The 19,844-nt window shown below is 53.3% G+C and carries 15 protein-coding genes, 4 tRNA genes and 1 other RNA gene; 3 read left to right on the top strand and 17 right to left on the bottom strand.

Translation table 11 applies throughout. The features are described from left to right. The first annotated feature begins 374 nt into the window (after window positions 1-374). Window positions 375-1,070 (top strand): response regulator, encoded by a 696-nt coding sequence (locus GUC32_RS01330; protein ID WP_346412629.1) that lies wholly within the window; start codon window positions 375-377, stop codon window positions 1,068-1,070. Here GUC32_RS01330 and GUC32_RS01325 read toward each other — a convergent pair. The 17 genes from GUC32_RS01325 to GUC32_RS01245 form a co-directional block, all read right to left on the bottom strand. Further along, window positions 1,056-2,330 (bottom strand): sensor histidine kinase, encoded by a 1,275-nt coding sequence (locus GUC32_RS01325; RefSeq protein WP_369435503.1) that lies wholly within the window; start codon window positions 2,328-2,330, stop codon window positions 1,056-1,058. The two genes, GUC32_RS01330 and GUC32_RS01325, sit on opposite strands and share 15 nt — an antisense overlap. Window position 2,331: 1 nt before the next feature. Continuing rightward, the gene (locus GUC32_RS01320) at window positions 2,332-2,796 is read right to left on the bottom strand and encodes an oxidoreductase (protein WP_043143693.1); all 465 of its coding nucleotides are present in this window, start codon (window positions 2,794-2,796) and stop codon (window positions 2,332-2,334) included. Next, complete coding sequence (locus GUC32_RS01315; protein WP_025304940.1) at window positions 2,796-3,242, bottom strand: GNAT family N-acetyltransferase; 447 nt, start codon at window positions 3,240-3,242, stop codon at window positions 2,796-2,798. Before GUC32_RS01315 ends, GUC32_RS01320 begins: the two co-directional genes overlap by 1 nt. A 168-nt stretch (window positions 3,243-3,410) precedes the next feature. Beyond that, a complete protein-coding gene (gene rpoC / locus GUC32_RS01310; RefSeq protein ID WP_025304939.1) occupies window positions 3,411-7,634 on the bottom strand; it encodes a DNA-directed RNA polymerase subunit beta' in 4,224 nt (1,407 codons plus the stop codon). A gap of 118 nt (window positions 7,635-7,752) precedes the next feature. Beyond that, on the bottom strand, window positions 7,753-11,781 hold the full coding sequence (gene rpoB, locus GUC32_RS01305; protein WP_025304938.1) for a DNA-directed RNA polymerase subunit beta: 4,029 nt from the start codon (window positions 11,779-11,781) through the stop codon (window positions 7,753-7,755). A gap of 332 nt (window positions 11,782-12,113) precedes the next feature. Then, window positions 12,114-12,479 carry a 50S ribosomal protein L7/L12 gene (gene rplL / locus GUC32_RS01300; protein WP_004929903.1) on the bottom strand — a complete coding sequence of 122 codons (366 nt, stop codon included), beginning with the start codon at window positions 12,477-12,479 and terminating at the stop codon, window positions 12,114-12,116. A 63-nt stretch (window positions 12,480-12,542) separates the two neighbouring features. Then, window positions 12,543-13,040: a 50S ribosomal protein L10 gene (gene rplJ, locus GUC32_RS01295; RefSeq protein ID WP_004929905.1), complete on the bottom strand. Its 498-nt coding sequence runs from the start codon at window positions 13,038-13,040 to the stop codon at window positions 12,543-12,545. Between the two features lie 338 nt (window positions 13,041-13,378). Then, complete coding sequence (gene rplA, locus GUC32_RS01290) at window positions 13,379-14,083, bottom strand: 50S ribosomal protein L1 (RefSeq protein ID WP_019456443.1); 705 nt, start codon at window positions 14,081-14,083, stop codon at window positions 13,379-13,381. Window positions 14,084-14,086: 3 nt separating this feature from the next. Continuing rightward, window positions 14,087-14,515, bottom strand: coding sequence for a 50S ribosomal protein L11 (gene rplK / locus GUC32_RS01285; protein WP_015376316.1), 429 nt, complete (start codon window positions 14,513-14,515; stop codon window positions 14,087-14,089). A 165-nt stretch (window positions 14,516-14,680) separates the two neighbouring features. Further along, the gene (nusG, locus tag GUC32_RS01280) at window positions 14,681-15,226 is read right to left on the bottom strand and encodes a transcription termination/antitermination protein NusG (RefSeq protein WP_004929914.1); all 546 of its coding nucleotides are present in this window, start codon (window positions 15,224-15,226) and stop codon (window positions 14,681-14,683) included. Window position 15,227: 1 nt separating this feature from the next. After that, entirely contained in the window at window positions 15,228-15,611 is a 384-nt protein-coding gene (gene secE / locus GUC32_RS01275) for a preprotein translocase subunit SecE (RefSeq protein WP_004929916.1), read from the bottom strand. A gap of 259 nt (window positions 15,612-15,870) precedes the next feature. Continuing rightward, on the bottom strand, window positions 15,871-17,055 hold the full coding sequence (gene tuf, locus GUC32_RS01270; protein WP_015376315.1) for an elongation factor Tu: 1,185 nt from the start codon (window positions 17,053-17,055) through the stop codon (window positions 15,871-15,873). Between the two features lie 109 nt (window positions 17,056-17,164). Next, a tRNA-Thr gene (locus GUC32_RS01265) sits at window positions 17,165-17,240 on the bottom strand. A gap of 6 nt (window positions 17,241-17,246) precedes the next feature. Further along, window positions 17,247-17,321: transfer RNA gene (locus GUC32_RS01260), tRNA-Gly, on the bottom strand. Between the two features lie 36 nt (window positions 17,322-17,357). Further along, a non-coding RNA gene (locus tag GUC32_RS01255) (RtT sRNA) lies at window positions 17,358-17,473 on the bottom strand. Between the two features lie 46 nt (window positions 17,474-17,519). Continuing rightward, window positions 17,520-17,604: transfer RNA gene (locus GUC32_RS01250), tRNA-Tyr, on the bottom strand. 25 nt (window positions 17,605-17,629) lie between these two features. Next, window positions 17,630-17,705: transfer RNA gene (locus GUC32_RS01245), tRNA-Thr, on the bottom strand. Between the two features lie 396 nt (window positions 17,706-18,101). Between GUC32_RS01245 and GUC32_RS01240 the strand changes: the two genes are divergently transcribed. Together GUC32_RS01240 and coaA are read left to right on the top strand one after the other, a co-directional pair. Further along, window positions 18,102-18,650, top strand: coding sequence for a GNAT family N-acetyltransferase (locus tag GUC32_RS01240; protein WP_025304937.1), 549 nt, complete (start codon window positions 18,102-18,104; stop codon window positions 18,648-18,650). A 219-nt stretch (window positions 18,651-18,869) separates the two neighbouring features. Further along, window positions 18,870-19,820 (top strand): type I pantothenate kinase, encoded by a 951-nt coding sequence (gene coaA, locus GUC32_RS01235; RefSeq protein WP_025304936.1) that lies wholly within the window; start codon window positions 18,870-18,872, stop codon window positions 19,818-19,820. The last annotated feature ends 24 nt before the right edge of the window (window positions 19,821-19,844 follow it).

The following is a 19,844-nucleotide window of genomic DNA, read 5'->3' as shown; positions in this document are numbered from 1 at the left end:
TTTTTGCCGCCTGCTCCCTGCTTACGGACAAGAGCAGGCGGTTTATTTTGTGAGACTGGCACCCCCCCAGGACGCGAATCACACAGTATGTGCGCTAATTAACCACATAAACGATTAAATGTGAATGTCTTTTGAGTGTTTTTTTATTTAGTATCGAGTATGTTTTGAGTTTGCCAAAGGAAATCAAGCTGATATCACCGCAACCACCGGGGCATCATCTATAATCCAGCACGGGTTCTCGCGCAGGTTTTTCAGCGCTCGCGGTCAACATCAAAAAAGCCAAGGTTGTCATGAAGAAAACGCCAAATTATATCGATGCAATCAGCGCGTTGCTCACTCTGAAAGGAGTTGGCGACAGAAAACATGCCTCCACGATGGCCAACATACTGAACCTTCAGTACAACAGCGCCAAACAAAAACTGGATGGCAAAAGGGGCATCACCCTCGATGAAATCAAAAAGGTTTTTCAGTATTTCAACGAACCGTTTGCTGGCCAAAGGACGCATAACGGCGTCTTTATCATGAACAGCATTCACAAGCGCTGCAACATTGAGGTCGACGAGCGCCCGGCCACGCAAGCAGACAGCGACGAAACCTACGCCTACAAAAAAGACGATCTTTTCATCATCAACACCAACCGGGAACATGCCGCCGATGCCCCACGGTACAAAGTCAACAAGATAGACTTTCTGCCGGCTCCGCGTATCGCGATCCTGGACAATGACAGTGATATTCTCGAATTGTTGAAGAAGATCGCCTACCGCTACGGCATCGAGACCGAGACCTTTCAAACGGCGGACGCCATGCTGGCCGCGCTGGAGCACCAGTCTTTTGAGGCGTTTATTTTGGACTGGCTGTTGGACTTCGGCGAGACTTCCGAACGCGTCGTGAAGAAAATAAAGGACACCCTCGATCCGCATGCCCGCATCATCATTTTGACCGGCCAGCTGAATCACTACGAGAAAAACATCGGCGATATGATCCTGCACTATGACGTGCATCTGGTGGAAAAACCGACCAAACCGCTGATTATCTCTTCGCTGCTGCTGTCGAACTTATTCTTTAATTAGTTTGACCGGGATGCGGATCAAAAACGACGAGCCAACCCCTTCGACGGATTTGACCTTGATGTCGCCTTTCATCGTCGTGACGTAATTTTTGATAATGGTCAGCCCTAGCCCCAATCCCTGTCGCGTTTCCCTTTCCACCCCCTGATTGAACGCCTTATATAATCGTTCCAGATTATCGACGTTAAACCCGATGCCGGTGTCTTTTACCCATAAATACAGATTGCCGTGGCACACCTTCACATTGAGGATAATCGCACCGTGGTGAGTAAATTTGTCCGCGTTGCTGAGCAGATTGGCCAATATTCGGTAGAGCTTATATTTGTCGGAGCAAATCAAACCAACATAGGATGAACGACGCACCACGATGCGATTACCGCGCCCGGCGCTGATACTGGTCATGGCATCGTCCACCACCTCATTCAGACGGAAGGTGGATATATTCACTTTGACCTCCCCCATCTCTAGCCGCGAATAATCCATCACCTCGCGCGTTTGTTCGGTGATCTTATTGCCGTGATAGGAGATCAGGCGAGCTTCTTTTTTCAACTCTTCCTGCGCTAGCTCGTGCTCCATGATATCCGCAGCAATGACGATGGCCTGAGTCGAGCCGGCGATCTCGTGGTAGATGGAAGAGATAAAGATGTTCTTATTCTTGATGATCTCTTTTAACGAGAAGGCATTTCTCAGCACCAGGAACATCATCAGGAACACCAACATCAGCGAAAAGAGGGCAAACATCTCGGCTTTACTCGAGTTGTCCTGGATGATGCCTTTCACTTCGGTAAAGTTTTTAATCTGTATCCGATAAATAATTTCCTGGATATCGACCAGCGTGCCCTCGATATCATCCATATAAGAGAGAATATCCGCCTTGTTTTTCTGCCCCACCAGCAAGCCGGCGGAGAGATCGTCCAACGTGCGGTACTGCTGCTTCAGCAGCGCAACATTCTTGATGAACTCGTCGTCGTAATAAAAAGAGTCGCTGAAGGTCGAACGGCTCTCCAGGATCTGAATCTTCGAGTAAAAGATTTTCTTCTTGATCAGGAAAGCGTCGTAGTCGTTATTTTCACTGAGCAGCAGCGCGGTTTTGGTCCTTTCAAACGCCAGAAAGAGGATCTCGGCCACCGAGTAGTTGTCCAGATTGGGCTCGATCTGCTTATAGCGCTCTTTTACGCCACCGAAGTTAATAGCAATCAACAAAATCAATAAAGAGAAGATGGCAACCAACGCGATAAGAGTACCGATCAGTTTTTTGCTCATCTTATTTCATCTCCAACCGTTTAACTTGCCAGACGGTTTTCGCATTCACATCCAGGTTATTCAGCTCAGCGTAGCCATCGCGCGGATAAATAATGGCGAATGGCCCCAGCTCCCCCACGTCGATCGGCTTACCGCCGCGCAGATAGGCGACAATCACGCGGTATTTAATCATCTCGTCAATCGGCATCGAGTAGGAGTAATCGTCCCAGGCGAAAGCGCGCACCGACTGGCCTTTCAGATGATAGGCTTTCACCAGCTCAGCAAACTCAACGCCGGTAAACGTATCTTCCGGGGTGAAATTGGTCGAGGTTTTAATCGTGTGCGGCGGCATCGCCTCCAGCATCTGCCGGGTGATTTTGATCTTCTCGCCGTCGAGCGGTTTCAGATAAAAATAGTCAACGGCCGCATACAGCGGCGCGCTAAACAGCGAAAGCAGCAGTAACGTCATCAATCCTTTGATTTTCATCATTCACCCTCTTTGCGTTTCACCAGTTCGGCCTGGCCAAATTCATCCTGCCCGACCACGACCCAGCCGTGACGTTGATAAAAGCCTTCGGCCTTGGAGCCGAGATCGGTGGTTAAGTGGATCGCTTCGGCGCCGTGCTCAAACATCCAGTGAGTGACCCGTGCCAGTAAGGCAGAGCCGATCCCCTTAGACTGGTATTCCGGCTTCACGAACAGGCCGCCGATCAGCGGTTCAGGGATGAATAACCCGAAGCCAACGCCGGCATAGTCGTCGCCATACTTGCAGATCCAACCGCCGCCCTGGTTGATGTCCTCCAGCGCCTGTTTGCGCTGCAGATACTGGACCTGATGCGGATGCAGCAGGTTTTCTTCAACGGAAAAGCGGATCTCATACAGGTATGGCAGGTGTTGCGCCGTCAATTTTTCGAAGGTAATGAGGCTGTCCATGTTTCACACTGTCCTTAATTGTCAGATAAAAAGCGCCGGTCAATTTCTGCTGGAACCATAGTAGCAAAGTTTGTCTTAACCCGGCACGAGGCGAAAAAAAACCGCCCCCGAAGGGGCGGTTTATCTGGCGATGGGCCCGGCGTACCGGGCCCGCGGCGCGGATGACGATTACTCGTCGTCGCTGCCGCCCAGGCCTGCGTTGAGCAGCTCGGCCAGGTTAGCCGTCGCTTCTTCCGCGCTGACTTGCGGAACAACCGGCGCTTCACCCTGAGCACGGCGACGCATACGATCCTGATGATAAGCGTAACCGGTACCGGCTGGGATCAGACGGCCCACGATAACGTTCTCTTTCAGGCCACGCAGTTCATCACGCTTGCCGGCTACGGCAGCTTCGGTCAGAACGCGCGTCGTTTCCTGGAACGATGCAGCGGAGATGAAGGACTCGGTCGCCAAGGAAGCCTTGGTGATACCCAGCAGATCGCGCGAGAAGGTTGCCGCGATTTTACCTTCAGCTTCCAGCTGACGGTTGGCAATCTTGACGCGAGACACTTCAGCCTGCTCGCCTTCCAGGAACTCGGAGCCACCAGCGCTAACGATGGTGCCTTTACGCAGCATCTGACGAACGATAACTTCGATGTGCTTATCGTTAATCTTAACGCCTTGCAGACGGTAAACTTCCTGCACTTCGTTGGTGATGTAGCGGGTAACCGCATGCACGCCACGCAGACGCAGAATGTCGTGCGGAGACTCTGGGCCGTCGGAAACGACGTCACCACGTTCCACCACTTCGCCTTCGAACACGTTGAGCTGACGCCATTTCGGGATCATCTCTTCGTAAGCGTCGCTGCCGTCCAGCGGAGAGATCACCAGGCGACGTTTGCCTTTGGTCTCTTTACCGAACGAGATAATCCCGCTGATTTCAGCCAGGATTGCCGGCTCTTTCGGACGACGTGCTTCGAACAGGTCGGCAACGCGCGGCAGACCACCGGTAATATCCTTGGTACCGCCGGATTCCTGAGGAATACGCGCCAGGGTATCACCCGCACCGATCTGAATGCCGTCTTCCAGCTGAACGATCGCTTTGCCCGGCAGGAAGTATTGAGCAGGCATATCAGTACCTGGGATCAATACGTCTTCGCCCTGAGCGTCAACGATTTTCAGTGCCGGACGCAGGTCTTTACCGCTACCGGTACGCTCTGCGCTGTCCAGTACGACCAGAGAAGACAAACCGGTCAGTTCGTCGGTCTGGCGAGTAATGGTCTGGCCGTCAACCATATCCGCGAAGCGAATGAAGCCGCTGACTTCACTGATGACCGGCATGGTGTGCGGATCCCAGTTAGCAACGGTTTCGCCGCCGTTAACTTCTTCACCGTCGCCTTTGCCCATCACGGCACCGTAAGGCACCTTGTAGCTTTCTTTGGTACGGCCGAATTCGTCGATCAGTTTCAGTTCGGTGTTACGCGAGGTGATCACCAGCTTGCCCGCGGCGTTCATAACGAACTTCACGTTGCTCAGCTTGAGGCTACCCTTGTTTTTCACCTGGATGCTGGATTCAGCAGCCGCACGAGATGCCGCACCACCGATGTGGAACGTACGCATCGTCAGCTGTGTACCCGGCTCACCGATGGACTGTGCCGCGATAACGCCGATGGCTTCACCTTTGTTGATGATGTGGCCACGTGCCAGGTCGCGACCGTAGCAGTTTGCACACACACCAAAGTCGGTTTCACAGCTCACTACGGAACGGACTTTAACGCTGTCGACAGAATTCTCTTCCAACAGGTCACACGCCTTCTCGTTCAGCAGGGTGTTGCGTGGCACCAGAATGTCCGCCGTACCCGGCTTGAGGACGTCTTCTGCCGTCACACGGCCCAGAACGCGTTCACGCAGCGGCTCTTTCACGTCGCCACCTTCGATAACCGGAGTCATCAGGATGCCGTCGTGGGTGCCACAGTCGTCTTCGGTCACAACCAGATCCTGCGCCACGTCAACCAGACGACGGGTCAGATAACCGGAGTTCGCGGTTTTCAGTGCGGTATCCGCCAGACCTTTACGAGCACCGTGGGTGGAGATGAAGTACTGGAGTACGTTCAGACCTTCACGGAAGTTCGCGGTGATTGGCGTTTCGATGATGGAGCCGTCCGGCTTCGCCATCAGGCCACGCATACCGGCCAGCTGACGAATCTGAGCGGCGGAACCACGCGCACCGGAGTCGGCCATCATAAAGATGCTGTTGAAGGAAACTTGCTGTTCCACTTCGCCGTCACGGTTAACCACGTCTTCTACCGACAGGTTTTCCATCATCGCTTTCGCAACGCGTTCGTTCGCTGCAGCCCAGATATCGATCACTTTGTTGTAGCGTTCGCCGGCGGTAACCAGACCAGACTGGAACTGCTCCTGGATCTCGGCAACTTCGGTTTCCGCTTCTTCGATGATCTCCGCTTTCTTGGCCGGGATAACCATGTCGTCGATACCTACGGAAGCGCCTGAACGGGCTGCGTAAGCAAAACCGGTGTACATGATCTGGTCAGCAAAGATAACGGTCGGCTTCAGGCCCAGGATGCGGTAACAGGTGTTCAGCATCTTGGAGATCGCTTTCTTGCCCAAAGGCTGGTTAACGATCGAGTACGGCAGACCTTTCGGTACGATCATCCACAGGATGGCGCGGCCGATGGTGGTGTCGATGATGCTGGTCTGAGAAGTCCATTCGCCTTCGGCGTTTTTGACGTCTTCGGTGATACGCACTTTAACGCGCGCATGCAGAGACGCCAGGCCGGCGCGGTAAACACGCTCAGCTTCTTTGGAACCGTTCAGCACCATGCCTTCGCCCTTGGCGTTAACACAGTCGCGGGTCATGTAGTACAGACCCAGTACAACGTCCTGAGAAGGAACGATGATTGGCTCGCCGTTCGCTGGGGACAGGATGTTGTTGGTAGACATCATCAGCGCACGCGCTTCCAGCTGGGCTTCCAGCGTCAGCGGTACGTGAACAGCCATCTGGTCACCATCGAAGTCGGCGTTATAGGCCGCACAAACCAGTGGGTGCAGCTGGATCGCTTTACCTTCGATCAGAACCGGTTCAAACGCCTGGATACCCAAACGGTGCAGGGTTGGTGCACGGTTCAGCAGTACCGGGTGTTCGCGGATCACTTCGTCCAGGATATCCCAAACGACGGCTTCTTCACGCTCAACCATTTTCTTGGCGGCTTTGATGGTGGTGGCCAGGCCACGCAGCTCCAACTTGCCGTAGATGAACGGTTTGAACAGCTCCAGCGCCATCTTTTTAGGCAGACCGCACTGATGCAGACGCAGGTATGGACCTACGGTGATTACGGAACGGCCGGAGTAGTCAACGCGTTTACCGAGCAGGTTCTGACGGAAACGACCCTGCTTACCTTTGATCATGTCGGCCAAAGATTTCAGAGGACGTTTGTTGGAACCGGTGATGGCACGACCGCGACGGCCGTTATCCAGCAGGGCGTCTACCGCTTCTTGCAGCATACGCTTTTCGTTGCGCACGATGATGTCAGGCGCAGCCAGATCCAGCAGGCGTTTCAGACGGTTGTTACGGTTGATCACGCGGCGATACAGATCGTTCAGATCCGAGGTCGCGAAACGACCGCCATCCAGCGGAACCAGCGGGCGCAGATCCGGCGGCAGTACCGGCAGCACGGTCAGGATCATCCACTCCGGCTTGTTACCGGACTGTACGAACGCTTCCAGCAGCTTGATACGCTTGGTCAACTTCTTGCGCTTGGTTTCGGAGTTGGTTTCGTTCAGCTCTTCACGCAGCTGCTCGCACTCGGCTTCCAGATCCATGTTTTTCAACAGGGCCTGAATAGCTTCCGCACCCATCTTGGCGTCGAATTCGTCACCGAACTCTTCCAGCGCGTCCAGATACTGCTCTTCGGTCAGGATCTGACGACGCTCGAGGTTGGTCATACCGCCTTCGACCACCACATAGGATTCGAAGTACAGTACGCGTTCGATATCACGCAGCGGCATATCCAGCAGCAAACCGATGCGGGATGGCAGCGATTTCAGGAACCAGATGTGCGCGGTCGGCGAAGCCAGCTCGATGTGGCCCATGCGCTCACGACGCACTTTGGTCTGGGTCACTTCAACGCCGCACTTCTCACAGATCACGCCGCGGTGTTTCAAGCGCTTGTACTTACCGCACAGGCACTCGTAATCTTTTACCGGCCCGAAGATACGGGCGCAGAAAAGGCCGTCACGTTCTGGTTTGAACGTACGGTAGTTAATGGTTTCCGGCTTCTTAACTTCACCGAACGACCACGAACGGATCATGTCTGGCGAGGCCAGAGCAATCTTGATCGCATCAAACTCTTCGGTCTTAGTTTGCGCTTTCAGAAACTTCAATAAGTCTTTCACGGATTGGCTCCTGTCGGAGTTAAACCTGTTGGGTACCCACAACCGCAGTAGGTACCCGTGTGACCTGAACAACCACCCTCAGGCTCCCTTAGGCGGGGAGCCTGAGCCGGAATGACGATTACTCGTCTTCCAGTTCGATGTTGATGCCGAGCGAGCGGATTTCTTTCAACAGTACGTTGAAGGATTCCGGCATGCCTGGCTCCATCCGGTGGTCGCCATCCACGATGTTTTTGTACATCTTGGTACGGCCGTTAACGTCATCCGACTTAACGGTGAGCATTTCCTGCAGGGTATAAGCCGCGCCGTATGCTTCCAGTGCCCACACTTCCATCTCACCGAAGCGTTGACCACCGAACTGCGCTTTACCACCCAGAGGTTGCTGAGTAACCAAGCTGTAAGAACCGGTTGAACGGGCGTGCATTTTATCGTCAACCAAGTGGTTCAGTTTCAGCATGTACATATAGCCGACAGTAACCTGGCGCTCGAATTGCTCACCGGTACGGCCATCGAACAGCGTGATCTGACCGGAGGTCGGGATACCACCCATTTCCAGCAGCTTCTTGATTTCAGTCTCTTTCGCACCGTCAAACACCGGTGTTGCGATCGGCATACCTTTTTTCAGGTTCTCTGCCAGACGCAGCACTTCGTCGTCGCTGAAGGTGTTCAGGTCAACTTTCTGGCAAACGTCGTCGCCCAGATCGTAGGCCTTCTGGATGAACTCACGCAGCTTGGCCACTTCCTGCTGCTGCTTCAGCATCTGGTTGATCTTCTCACCGATGCCTTTCGCAGCCATACCCAGGTGGGTTTCCAGGATCTGACCGATGTTCATACGTGATGGTACGCCCAGCGGGTTCAGTACGATGTCTACCGGCGTGCCGTTTTCATCGTAAGGCATATCTTCGATCGGGTTGATCTTGGAGATAACACCCTTGTTACCGTGGCGGCCCGCCATCTTGTCACCCGGTTGGATCTGACGTTTAACAGCCAGATAAACCTTGACGATTTTCAGCACGCCCGGCGCCAGATCGTCGCCCTGAGTGATCTTACGACGCTTGGCTTCCAGCTTCTTCTCGAAGTCGGATTTCAGTTCGTCGTACTGCTCGGCCAGCTGTTCCAGCTGGTTTTGCTTCTCTTCGTCGGTCAGGCCCAGTTCCAGCCAGCGATCGCGCGGCAGCTTGCTCAGCTTGTCGGCTTCGATGCCACCGGCAACCAGCACCGCGTGGATACGTGCAAACAGGCCGGCTTCCAGGATCTGCAGTTCTTCCGTCAGGTCTTTCTTCGCCTGTTTCAGCTGCATCTCTTCGATTTCCAACGCGCGCTTGTCTTTTTCCACGCCATCGCGGGTGAAGACCTGCACGTCGATAACCGTACCGGAAACGCCGTTCGGCACACGCAGAGAAGAGTCTTTAACGTCAGACGCTTTCTCACCGAAGATCGCACGCAGCAGTTTCTCTTCCGGCGTCAGCTGGGTTTCGCCTTTAGGCGTTACCTTACCGACCAGGATGTCACCGCCGGTCACTTCAGCGCCGATATACACGATACCGGATTCATCCAGCTTGGAGAGCGCAGCTTCACCCACGTTAGGGATGTCGGCGGTGATCTCTTCAGGCCCCAGCTTGGTGTCGCGAGACACGCACGCCAGTTCCTGGATGTGGATGGTGGTGAAGCGATCTTCCTGCACCACGCGCTCGGAGACCAAGATGGAGTCTTCGAAGTTGTAGCCGTTCCAAGGCATGAACGCTACGCGCATGTTCTGGCCCAGTGCCAGTTCGCCCAGGTCTGTCGATGGGCCATCCGCCAGCACGTCACCGCGCTCGATTGGCTCACCCAGACTCACACACGGCATCTGGTTGATGCAGGTGTTCTGGTTAGAACGGGTGTACTTGGTCAGGTTGTAAATATCGATACCTGCTTCGCCCGGGTACATCTCGTCTTCGTTAACTTTGATAACGATACGGGAAGCATCCACGTACTGGATCACACCGCCGCGTTTGGCAACGGCGGTTACGCCGGAGTCAACCGCTACAGCACGTTCCATACCGGTACCGACCAGCGGCTTGTCAGCGCGCAGGGTTGGTACGGCCTGACGTTGCATGTTCGCACCCATCAATGCACGGTTGGCGTCATCGTGTTCCAGGAATGGAATCAGTGAGGCACCAACGGAAACAACCTGCTGGGTGGATACGTCCATGTAGTCAACCTGATCGCGGCTGAACAGGCTTGATTCGCCTTTGCTGCGGCAGGTGACCAGGTCTTCTACGAAGCGGCCTTCTTCATCCAGGTTGGAGTTCGCCTGGGCGATAACGAAGTTGCCTTCTTCAATAGCAGACAGGTAGTTGATTTCATCGGTCACCACGCCGTCACGCACGCGGCGGTACGGGGTTTCCAGGAAGCCATACTCGTTAGTCTGTGCGTACACGGACAGGGAGTTGATCAGACCGATGTTTGGACCTTCCGGCGTTTCGATTGGGCACACGCGGCCGTAGTGGGTCGGGTGTACGTCTCGAACTTCAAAGCCGGCGCGCTCACGGGTCAGACCGCCCGGGCCCAGTGCGGAGATACGACGCTTGTGCGTGATCTCGGACAGCGGGTTGTTCTGGTCCATGAACTGGGACAGCTGGCTGGAACCGAAGAACTCTTTCACCGCCGCCGAAATCGGCTTGGCGTTGATCATGTCCTGAGGCATCAGGGTATCCAGATCGCCCAGAGACAGACGCTCTTTCACCGCACGCTCAACACGCACCAGACCTACGCGGAACTGGTTCTCGGCCATTTCGCCGACGGAGCGGATACGACGGTTGCCCAAGTGGTCGATGTCGTCCACTTCGCCCTTGCCGTTACGGATATCGATGAGCTTCTTCATCACTTCGATGATGTCGTCTTTGCTCAGGATGCCCGAACCTTCGATCTCGTCGCGCAGCAGAGAACGGTTGAACTTCATGCGACCCACCGCGGACAGATCGTAGCGGTCTTCGGAGAAGAACAGGTTCTCGAACAGGCTTTCGGCAGCTTCGCGCGTTGGCGGCTCACCAGGGCGCATCATGCGGTAGATTTCTACCAGCGAGCTCAGACGATCGTTGGTCGGATCGACACGCAGCGTTTCAGAGATGTACGCGCCGTGGTCCAGATCGTTGGTGAACAGCGTTTCGATGCGCTTGTGGCCAGACTGGCTCAGCTTGGCCAGCAGATCCAGCGACAGCTCCATGTTGGCTGCGCAGATCAGTTCGCCGGTATTGGTATCGATATAGTCTTTCGCGACCACTTTGCCCGCGATGTACTCTACCGGTACTTCAATGCTCTGAATGTCGTCTTTTTCCAGCTGACGGATATGACGGGCGGTGATACGACGGCCTTTCTCTACGTAGATCTTGCCGTTGGCTTCGATATCGAACGAAGCGGTCTCACCACGCAGGCGCTCTGGCACCAGCTCCATCTGCAGCTTGTTGTCGCGGATTTCGAAGACGATCTTGTCAAAGAACAGGTCGAGGATCTGTTCAGTGGTGTAGTTCAGCGCGCGCAGAATGATGGTCGCAGGCAGTTTGCGGCGACGGTCAATACGCACGAACAGGTTGTCTTTCGGATCGAACTCGAAGTCCAACCATGAACCGCGGTAAGGGATGATGCGTGCGTTGTACAGCACTTTACCCGAAGAGTGGGTTTTACCCTTATCGCTGTCGAAGAATACGCCAGGACTACGGTGCAACTGAGATACGATAACCCTCTCAGTACCGTTGATCACAAAGGTGCCGTTTTCGGTCATGAGCGGAATTTCGCCCATGTAGACTTCTTGTTCCTTGATGTCTTTGACCGTACCTTCAGGCGCTTCGCGCTCATAGATAACCAGGCGCAGTTTTACGCGCAGCGGTGCAGAGAACGTCACACCACGAATCTGGCACTCTTTGACGTCGAAGACCGGCTCACCAAGACGGTAGCTAACGTATTGCAGCTCCGAATTGCCACTGTAGCTCTGGATAGGGAAAACAGAACGGAATGCGGCTTCAAGGCCGTACTGCCCTTCTGGATCTTGCTCGATAAACTTCTGGAACGAGTCAAGCTGGATAGAAAGGAGATATGGTATGTCCAGCACTTGTGGACGTTTACCAAAATCCTTACGAATACGTTTTTTCTCGGTATAGGAGTAAACCATAGGGTTCCTCAGCTCGCTGATCAGTGACCCAATCTGTCCGTCCGATTAGGGACAGTTCATGCAACACCGTTTTGTCGACCGGAAAGCGGGAACACTTTCCGCAATGTCTCTTGCTATCACGCTTAAACCATTTCATCGCGTCTTCCCCCAGAACTCCTGGTAGTGCAAAGACCGCGGTATATTAAGTCGTCAACAGAAACAAACATTGGGAGGCGAAACCAGCAGCCAAACAGTGTGAAACGCTACTGGCGCCCTACAGCGCAAAAAGGCTGGTGACTAAAAAGTCACCAGCCATCAGCCTAAAAGACTAGGCTGCAACCGGAAAGGTTGGCTTATTTAACTTCAACTTCTGCGCCAGCTTCTTCCAGAGATTTTTTCAGAGCTTCTGCGTCATCTTTGCTCACGCCTTCTTTCAGAGCGGCTGGAGCAGATTCAACCAGGTCTTTAGCTTCTTTCAGACCCAGGCCGGTAGCGCCACGTACTGCTTTGATAACAGCAACTTTGTTAGCGCCTGCAGCTTTCAGGATAACGTCGAATTCAGTTTTCTCTTCAGCAGCTTCAGCTGGGCCAGCAGCTACAGCTACAGCAGCAGCAGCAGAAACGCCGAATTTTTCTTCCATAGCGGAAACCAGTTCAACAACGTCCATTACGGACATAGCGGCAACTGCTTCCAGGATTTGGTCTTTAGTGATAGACATAACAATTGTTCCTAAAATTCAGAAATAGTTTAAATACGTTAGCAAAGGCTAAGAAAGAGTGGCTTACGCCGCTTCTTTCTGATCGCGTACTGCAGCCAGAGTGCGAACCAGTTTGCCGGCAGCGGCTTCTTTCATGGTTGCCATCAGGCGTGCGATCGCTTCTTCGTAAGTTGGCAGCGTCGCCAGGCGGTCGATTTGCGCCGCTGGGATCAGCTCACCTTCAAAGGCCGCAGCTTTAACCTCGAATTTTGCATTCGCTTTCGCGAACTCTTTGAACAGACGAGCAGCAGCGCCCGGGTGTTCGTGAGAGAATGCAATCAAGGTTGGACCGACAAACGTGTCTTTCAGGCATTCGAATGGAGTGCCTTCAACTACGCGACGCATCAGGGTGTTGCGAACAACACGCATGTAAACGCCAGCTTCACGACCTGCTTTACGCAGTTCAGTCATTTTATCTACGGTAACACCGCGGGAATCCGCAACAACCGCAGACAGCGCGCCTTTGGCTACTTCGCTGACTTCAGCAACAATCGCTTGTTTGTCTTGAAGATTTAATGCCATTAGCTTTTTGCTCCTGGATTAGCCGGGGAAAATCCCCCGGAACTCACTTCACTCGGCGCTTTGTAAAACGCCACGCCGAGCGGCTTAACACGGTGAGCAGAATCCAGCAAAGACATTCTTTTATAAAAAAGAAAAATTTTCTTAGGCTCTGTCACCGTCTACGCAGGAAGGATTAAGTATCTTGCGATACACCTGCGGTCTTGGACGGAGGCCTGGATAGGCCAGGCTCCAACCGAAAAATCTTTGTTTTGCCTACGGCATAGCCAGTAGCAAAACCTTGGGGCATAAGATTCTAGACAAATCTCGGCCCCAAGTCAAAGCGATAATCGCAAGTGCGATTAGTTCGCTGCAGCAGACAGACCGCTCTGATCGATAGCAACGCCAGCACCCATGGTGGTGGAGAGGCTAACTTTCTTGATGTACATGCCTTTCGCCTGAGAAGGTTTTGCTTTTTTCAGCGCAACCAGCAGGGCTTCCAGGTTTTCTTTCAGCTTGTCTGCGTCGAAATCAACCTTACCGATAGTGGTATGGATGATGCCGTTTTTGTCGTTACGGTAGCGAACCTGACCAGCTTTAGCGTTTTTCACTGCTTCAGCAACGTTCGGAGTAACGGTACCCACTTTCGGGTTTGGCATCAGGCCGCGTGGACCCAGGATCTGGCCCAGTTGACCTACAACGCGCATTGCATCCGGGGAAGCAATAACAACGTCGAAGTTCATTTCGCCTTTCTTGATCTGGTCAGCCAGATCGTCCATACCTACCAGCTCTGCGCCGGCAGCTTTCGCTGCTTCAGCGTTAGCGCCTTGGGCAAATACGGCAACGCGAACGGAACGACCGGTGCCGTGTGGCAGAACGGTAGCGCCACGAACGTTTTGGTCAGATTTACGAGCGTCGATGCCGAGGTTAACGGCAACGTCAACGCTTTCTACGAATTTAGCGGTGGCCAGCTCTTTCAGCAGAGCAACAGCTTCGGTGATGTCATACTGTTTAGTAGCATCAACTTTGTCACGGATCACGCGCATGCGCTTGGTCAGCTTAGCCATCTCTTAATCCTCCACTACCAGGCCCATGGAACGAGCGGTACCTTCGATGGAGCGAGTCATCGCTTCAACGTCAGAACCAGTCATGTCCGCAGCTTTGGTTTCTGCGATTTCACGTACCTGAGCACGGGTCACTTTACCTACTTTGTCTTTGTTCGGCTTACCGGAACCAGACTTGATACCAGCCGCTTTTTTCAGCAGAACTGCTGCTGGCGGGGTTTTGGTAACGAAAGTGAAGGAGCGATCAGAATAAACGGTGATAACAACCGGAATCGGCAGACCTTTTTCAACGCTGTCAGTCTTAGCGTTGAATGCCTTACAGAATTCCATGATGTTAACGCCCTGCTGACCCAGAGCTGGACCCACTGGTGGGCTCGGGTTCGCCATACCAGCTGCAACTTGCAGCTTGACGTAGGCTTGTACTTTCTTAGCCATTTAAATTTCCTCGGTTTGGGTAGTATCGCCTCGCAAAAGGCTCCCCGTGTTTCACCTCGCCAGACAGGCATCAGGCAAGGCATCTAAAAACAAAAGGCGCGAAATTGTAGTTCAATTTCGCGCCTTTGACAAGCGGCAACGCGCCACTCATTGCTGATTATTCGATCAGCCTTTCTCAACCTGGCTGAAGTCCAGTTCCACCGGCGTTGCACGGCCGAAGATGGAAACGGAAACTTTCAGGCGGCTCTTTTCGTAATCGACTTCTTCGACCACGCCGTTGAAATCTGCAAACGGGCCATCGTTGACGCGCACCAGCTCGCCCGGCTCGAACAGCGTCTTCGGACGCGGTTTGTCACCAACCTGCTGCAGGCGGTTCATGATCGCATCAACTTCTTTATCGCTGATAGGCGCAGGACGGTCAGACGTGCCGCCGATGAACCCCATGACACGCGGTACGCTGCGCACCAGGTGCCAGCTGGCGTCATTCATCACCATCTGCACCAGCACGTAGCCAGGGAAGAATTTACGCTCGCTCTTGCGACGCTGGCCACCACGGATTTCAACCACTTCTTCCGTAGGCACCATCACTTCGCCGAACAGCTCTTCCATATCGTGCAGTTTGATGTGTTCACGCAGCGATTGCGCTACGCGACCTTCAAAACCGGAAAACGCCTGAACGACGTACCAACGTTTTTTTGGAGCTTCAGACATTTTAGAACCTCAGGCCAGTAATAAACGACACCAGACGGACCAGAATACCATCCAGTCCCCACAGAATCAGTGACATCACGGCGGTTACCGCGGCAACGATCAACGTGGTGTGTAGCGTTTCCTGACGAGTTGGCCAAATCACTTTACGTACTTCGGTACGCGCTTCGCGGGCAAACGCAACGGTGGCTTTGCCTTTGGTGGTCATCAGAGCCACTGCACCTGCAACGGCGATGATCAGCACAACTGCCAGCGCGCGCAATGGCAGGCTTAAATCACGGTAGTAATAGTTACCGACAATAGCCACAACCAACAGAACGGCGACGATCAGCCACTTTGCCGCTTCCAGGCCGCGTCCGCTCCCTTGAGCCTCGGTATTCGCACTCATAAACCAACCTGTCACAATGATGATTCAGAACAAACAACTTTGCCTCGCATTGCGAGGCAAACCAAACCGATCGGATACCGCAATAGCAATATCCCGGTGTTTTACGCCATGACGTATTCAGTCAATACGGTTTAAGAGCCCATCTCACCAATGATTATGACTGCAAAATCGCTGATGAGATAGGTTCTAGTTCACAGCGTAGAAAAAGGGCATCAAATGATGCCCTTTTACCGCGTGTCGCGTCAAACTTTATCAGCGATTAAGCGATAACTTTAGCAACAACGCCTGCGCCAACGGTACGGCCGCCTTCACGGATTGCGAAACGCAGACCGTCGTCCATCGCAATTGGGTGAATCAGGGTGACAACCATGTTCACGTTGTCGCCTGGCATTACCATCTCTACGCCTTCTGGCAGTTCGATGGTACCGGTCACGTCAGTGGTACGGAAGTAGAACTGTGGACGGTAGCCTTTGAAGAATGGCGTGTGACGACCACCTTCATCTTTGCTCAGGATGTACACTTCAGATTCGAACTGGGTGTGTGGCTTGATGGAGCCTGGTTTAGCCAGTACCTGACCACGTTCGATTTCTTCACGTTTGATACCACGCAGCAGAACACCTACGTTCTCACCAGCACGGCCTTCGTCCAGCAGTTTGCGGAACATTTCAACGCCAGTACAGGTAGACTTAACGGTGTCTTTGATACCAACGATTTCAACTTCTTCGCCAACTTTGATGATACCGCGCTCAACACGACCGGTAACAACGGTACCGCGACCGGAGATGGAGAATACGTCTTCGATTGGCAGCAGGAACGGCTTGTCGATAGCACGCTCTGGCTCTGGGATGTAGCTGTCCAGGGCTTCGGCCAGTTCGATGATTTTCGCTTCCCACTCAGCTTCGCCTTCCAGCGCTTTCAGCGCGGAACCGCGGATCACTGGCAGGTCGTCGCCTGGGAAGTCGTACGCGGACAGCAGTTCGCGAACTTCCATTTCTACCAGTTCCAGCAGCTCTTCATCATCAACCATGTCGCATTTGTTCATGAATACGATGATGAAAGGAACGCCAACCTGACGACCCAGCAGGATGTGCTCACGAGTCTGAGGCATTGGGCCGTCAGTCGCAGCTACTACCAGGATCGCGCCGTCCATCTGAGCAGCACCGGTGATCATGTTTTTCACGTAGTCGGCGTGCCCTGGGCAGTCAACGTGCGCGTAGTGACGAGTCGGGGTGTCATACTCAACGTGAGAGGTGTTGATGGTGATACCACGAGCTTTTTCTTCTGGCGCGTTATCGATCTGGTCGAAAGCACGTGCAGAACCGCCGTAGGTTTTAGCCAGAACGGTGGTGATCGCTGCAGTCAGGGTAGTTTTACCGTGGTCAACGTGGCCGATAGTACCGACGTTAACGTGCGGTTTTGTACGTTCAAACTTTTCTTTAGACATCGATTGTCCCTCTAAGACACGGATAAATCGGTGGTATCACCACATCAACCAAGCATTTGCTCGTTGAATCCAGAACAGAAAGAAAATCAGGGGGCGAGAAATTAAGAAGTGGTGCTGATAGGCAGATTCGAACTGCCGACCTCACCCTTACCAAGGGTGCGCTCTACCAACTGAGCTATATCAGCACATCTTGGAGCGGGCAGTGGGAATCGAACCCACATCATCAGCTTGGAAGGCTGAGGTAATAGCCATTATACGATGCCCGCATCCTGGAACTCGGCTACCTGATTTTTCTGTAGAATTTTGGGATGGAGCAGGACTATTCATCACTCGCTTCGCATCCTTCGGGCCGGCTGCGCCTTGCGCTGCACAGCTCGAACCTTGCCGAAGGCTTTCGCCCTCTCCTCCCGCCATCAACCGCTGCGGTATTTATCGCATCTCAGTTAATCGCCGAAGGCAAGATTTGGTGGTGGGGGAAGGATTCGAACCTTCGAAGTCTGTGACGGCAGATTTACAGTCTGCTCCCTTTGGCCGCTCGGGAACCCCACCAGATTTTAACTACTTGTGACTTGAATGGTGCCGGCTACCGGAATCGAACTGGTGACCTACTGATTACAAGTCAGTTGCTCTACCTACTGAGCTAAGCCGGCATCAAGTGCAGCGCATTCTAGGTAGAGCGGACGGCCTATGCAACAAAAAAATTGCTTTACGCGCACTTTCGCTCACAAATCAGTCAATTTTGCATGCTGTCATGCAATTCGCAGCCTGCGGCGTGCAAACATTCATCACTTGCGGCAATCATTCTCTACAATTTTATCCACTTTTTGCAAGCATTGAGAGCCCCTTTCTCCGTGTCGGGCTTCTCAAAACACGTAACCTGCGTCGGTAAACCGTGAGCGGGATCGATGCACCAAAAAGAGGATCGCTGCCCAGGTTCGTGGCGTGAACTACACTTATTGCTCGCTCTTTCGCCGTGGCTATGCCTTTCGTCGTTCTGGCGCAGTTATTGCTTATCTTCATTACCCCCATCTCTGGAGGAATGACCGATGAAAATAGTGCCTATCAACGCCGCTACGCTCCCGATTTATCGCGATGAATTGGCTCGCCTGTTGACCGATGCGGTCACCCACGGTGCTTCAGTGGGCTACGACACCTTAATCCCGCATGAAGACGCCGAGAGTTACTTCCACAGCCTGCGTCCCGCCTTGGCCAAAAGCGAGCTGCTATTGTGGATTGCCCGCGACGAACGCGGCGTCGTTGGCACCGTGCAACTCGAGCTCTGCCAGAAACCGAATGGCCGTAATCGTGCGGAGGTGGTGAAGCTATTGGTGCATAGCCGCGCTCGCCGCAACGGCGTAGGTCTGGCGCTGATGAAGACGTTGGAGCAGGCGGCACTGCAACAGCAGCGCGGGCTATTGTACCTGGATACGCAGGCTGGCTCAGCGGCTGAAGCGCTTTATCGCAGCCTGGGTTATCGCTGTTTGGGCGAGCTACCGGATTATGCAGCGGGCCCCGATGGGCATTATCATCCGACCGTCATTTATTACAAACGTCTATTCACCGTAAACCAACCTTCGCGCGCCATTGCCTGCTAGCCTTCAGGCGGTATCCGGCCCCGATGATACCGCCTTGCAACCCCGCCTTATCAACTGCGCGCCGCTTCGCACAATTGACATAAACTGCTGCCTATCGACAACTTTTGCGAAAAAAGTCTACGCCAAAAACGAAGCTGTCTATAATATGCAGCTTGTTTATTCTCTGGAGTTGGCGTCCGGCGCCTTTCCCAACCTGCGTTAACAGGCAGAATTTGGCTTATGATAAAAAGAGATCAATCTTTAGCAACGCCTTACCTACAGTTCGATCGTACCCAATGGGCTGCGTTGCGAGATTCGGTGCCGCTGACGTTATCGGAAGAAGAGATCGTTAAGCTGAAAGGGATTAACGAAGATCTCTCGTTGGAAGAAGTTGCGCAGATTTATCTGCCGCTGTCACGACTATTGAACTTCTATATCAGTTCCAACCTGCGCCGACAGGCGGTGCTCGAGCAATTCCTCGGCACCGACGGGCAAAAAATTCCCTATGTCATCGGCATCGCCGGCAGCGTAGCCGTAGGTAAGAGCACGACCGCACGTCTGTTGCAGGCGTTGCTGAGCCGCTGGCCGGAACACCGCAGCGTTGAGTTGATCACGACCGACGGCTTCTTGCATCCTAATAAGGTGCTGAACGAACGCGGCCTGATGAAGAAAAAAGGCTTCCCGCAGTCTTACGATATGCATAGCCTGGTGAAATTCGTGTCAGAAGTGAAATCCGGCGCCAAACGCGTTACCGCTCCGGTTTATTCTCATTTAATCTATGACGTTGTACCTGAGGGTAATAAAGTCATCGAGCAACCGGATATTCTGATCCTGGAAGGGCTTAACGTATTGCAAAGCGGTATGGATTACCCGCACGATCCTCATCGCGTATTCGTTTCCGATTTTGTCGACTTCTCCATATATGTCGATGCCCCGGAGACGCTATTGCAAAGCTGGTATATCAATCGTTTCCTGAAATTCCGTCAGGGCGCATTTTCCAATCCCGATTCTTATTTCCATAACTATTCAAAATTGCCGGAACCGGAAGCGATTAATATCGCTACACAATTGTGGAATGAAATTAACGGCTTGAATTTGCAGCAGAATATACTACCTACCCGCGAACGCGCCAGCCTGATCATGACCAAAAGCGCCAACCATGCCGTTGAAAGCGTGCGCTTAAGAAAGTAATACTACCGATCGCTCAAGGGGACG

Source organism: Serratia sp. NGAS9 (assembly GCF_009905295.1).
GTDB lineage: Bacteria > Pseudomonadota > Gammaproteobacteria > Enterobacterales > Enterobacteriaceae > Serratia > Serratia bockelmannii.
Note: the sequence above shows the minus strand (reverse complement) of the source record. Positions and strands in the feature narration are given on the sequence as shown.

What these genes read in the sequence shown, in the direction of transcription:
- GUC32_RS01330 (WP_346412629.1), top strand. Translation starts at nt 375, where the DNA reads ATGGCCAACATACTGAACCTTCAGTACAACAGCGCCAAACAAAAACTG.
- GUC32_RS01325 (WP_369435503.1), bottom strand. Translation starts at nt 2,330, where the DNA reads ATGAGCAAAAAACTGATCGGTACTCTTATCGCGTTGGTTGCCATCTTC.
- GUC32_RS01320 (WP_043143693.1), bottom strand. Translation starts at nt 2,796, where the DNA reads ATGAAAATCAAAGGATTGATGACGTTACTGCTGCTTTCGCTGTTTAGC.
- GUC32_RS01315 (WP_025304940.1), bottom strand. Translation starts at nt 3,242, where the DNA reads ATGGACAGCCTCATTACCTTCGAAAAATTGACGGCGCAACACCTGCCA.
- rpoB (WP_025304938.1), bottom strand. Translation starts at nt 11,781, where the DNA reads ATGGTTTACTCCTATACCGAGAAAAAACGTATTCGTAAGGATTTTGGT.
- rplL (WP_004929903.1), bottom strand. Translation starts at nt 12,479, where the DNA reads ATGTCTATCACTAAAGACCAAATCCTGGAAGCAGTTGCCGCTATGTCC.
- rplJ (WP_004929905.1), bottom strand. Translation starts at nt 13,040, where the DNA reads ATGGCATTAAATCTTCAAGACAAACAAGCGATTGTTGCTGAAGTCAGC.
- rplA (WP_019456443.1), bottom strand. Translation starts at nt 14,083, where the DNA reads ATGGCTAAGCTGACCAAGCGCATGCGCGTGATCCGTGACAAAGTTGAT.
- rplK (WP_015376316.1), bottom strand. Translation starts at nt 14,515, where the DNA reads ATGGCTAAGAAAGTACAAGCCTACGTCAAGCTGCAAGTTGCAGCTGGT.
- nusG (WP_004929914.1), bottom strand. Translation starts at nt 15,226, where the DNA reads ATGTCTGAAGCTCCAAAAAAACGTTGGTACGTCGTTCAGGCGTTTTCC.
- secE (WP_004929916.1), bottom strand. Translation starts at nt 15,611, where the DNA reads ATGAGTGCGAATACCGAGGCTCAAGGGAGCGGACGCGGCCTGGAAGCG.
- tuf (WP_015376315.1), bottom strand. Translation starts at nt 17,055, where the DNA reads ATGTCTAAAGAAAAGTTTGAACGTACAAAACCGCACGTTAACGTCGGT.
- GUC32_RS01240 (WP_025304937.1), top strand. Translation starts at nt 18,102, where the DNA reads ATGAAAATAGTGCCTATCAACGCCGCTACGCTCCCGATTTATCGCGAT.
- coaA (WP_025304936.1), top strand. Translation starts at nt 18,870, where the DNA reads ATGATAAAAAGAGATCAATCTTTAGCAACGCCTTACCTACAGTTCGAT.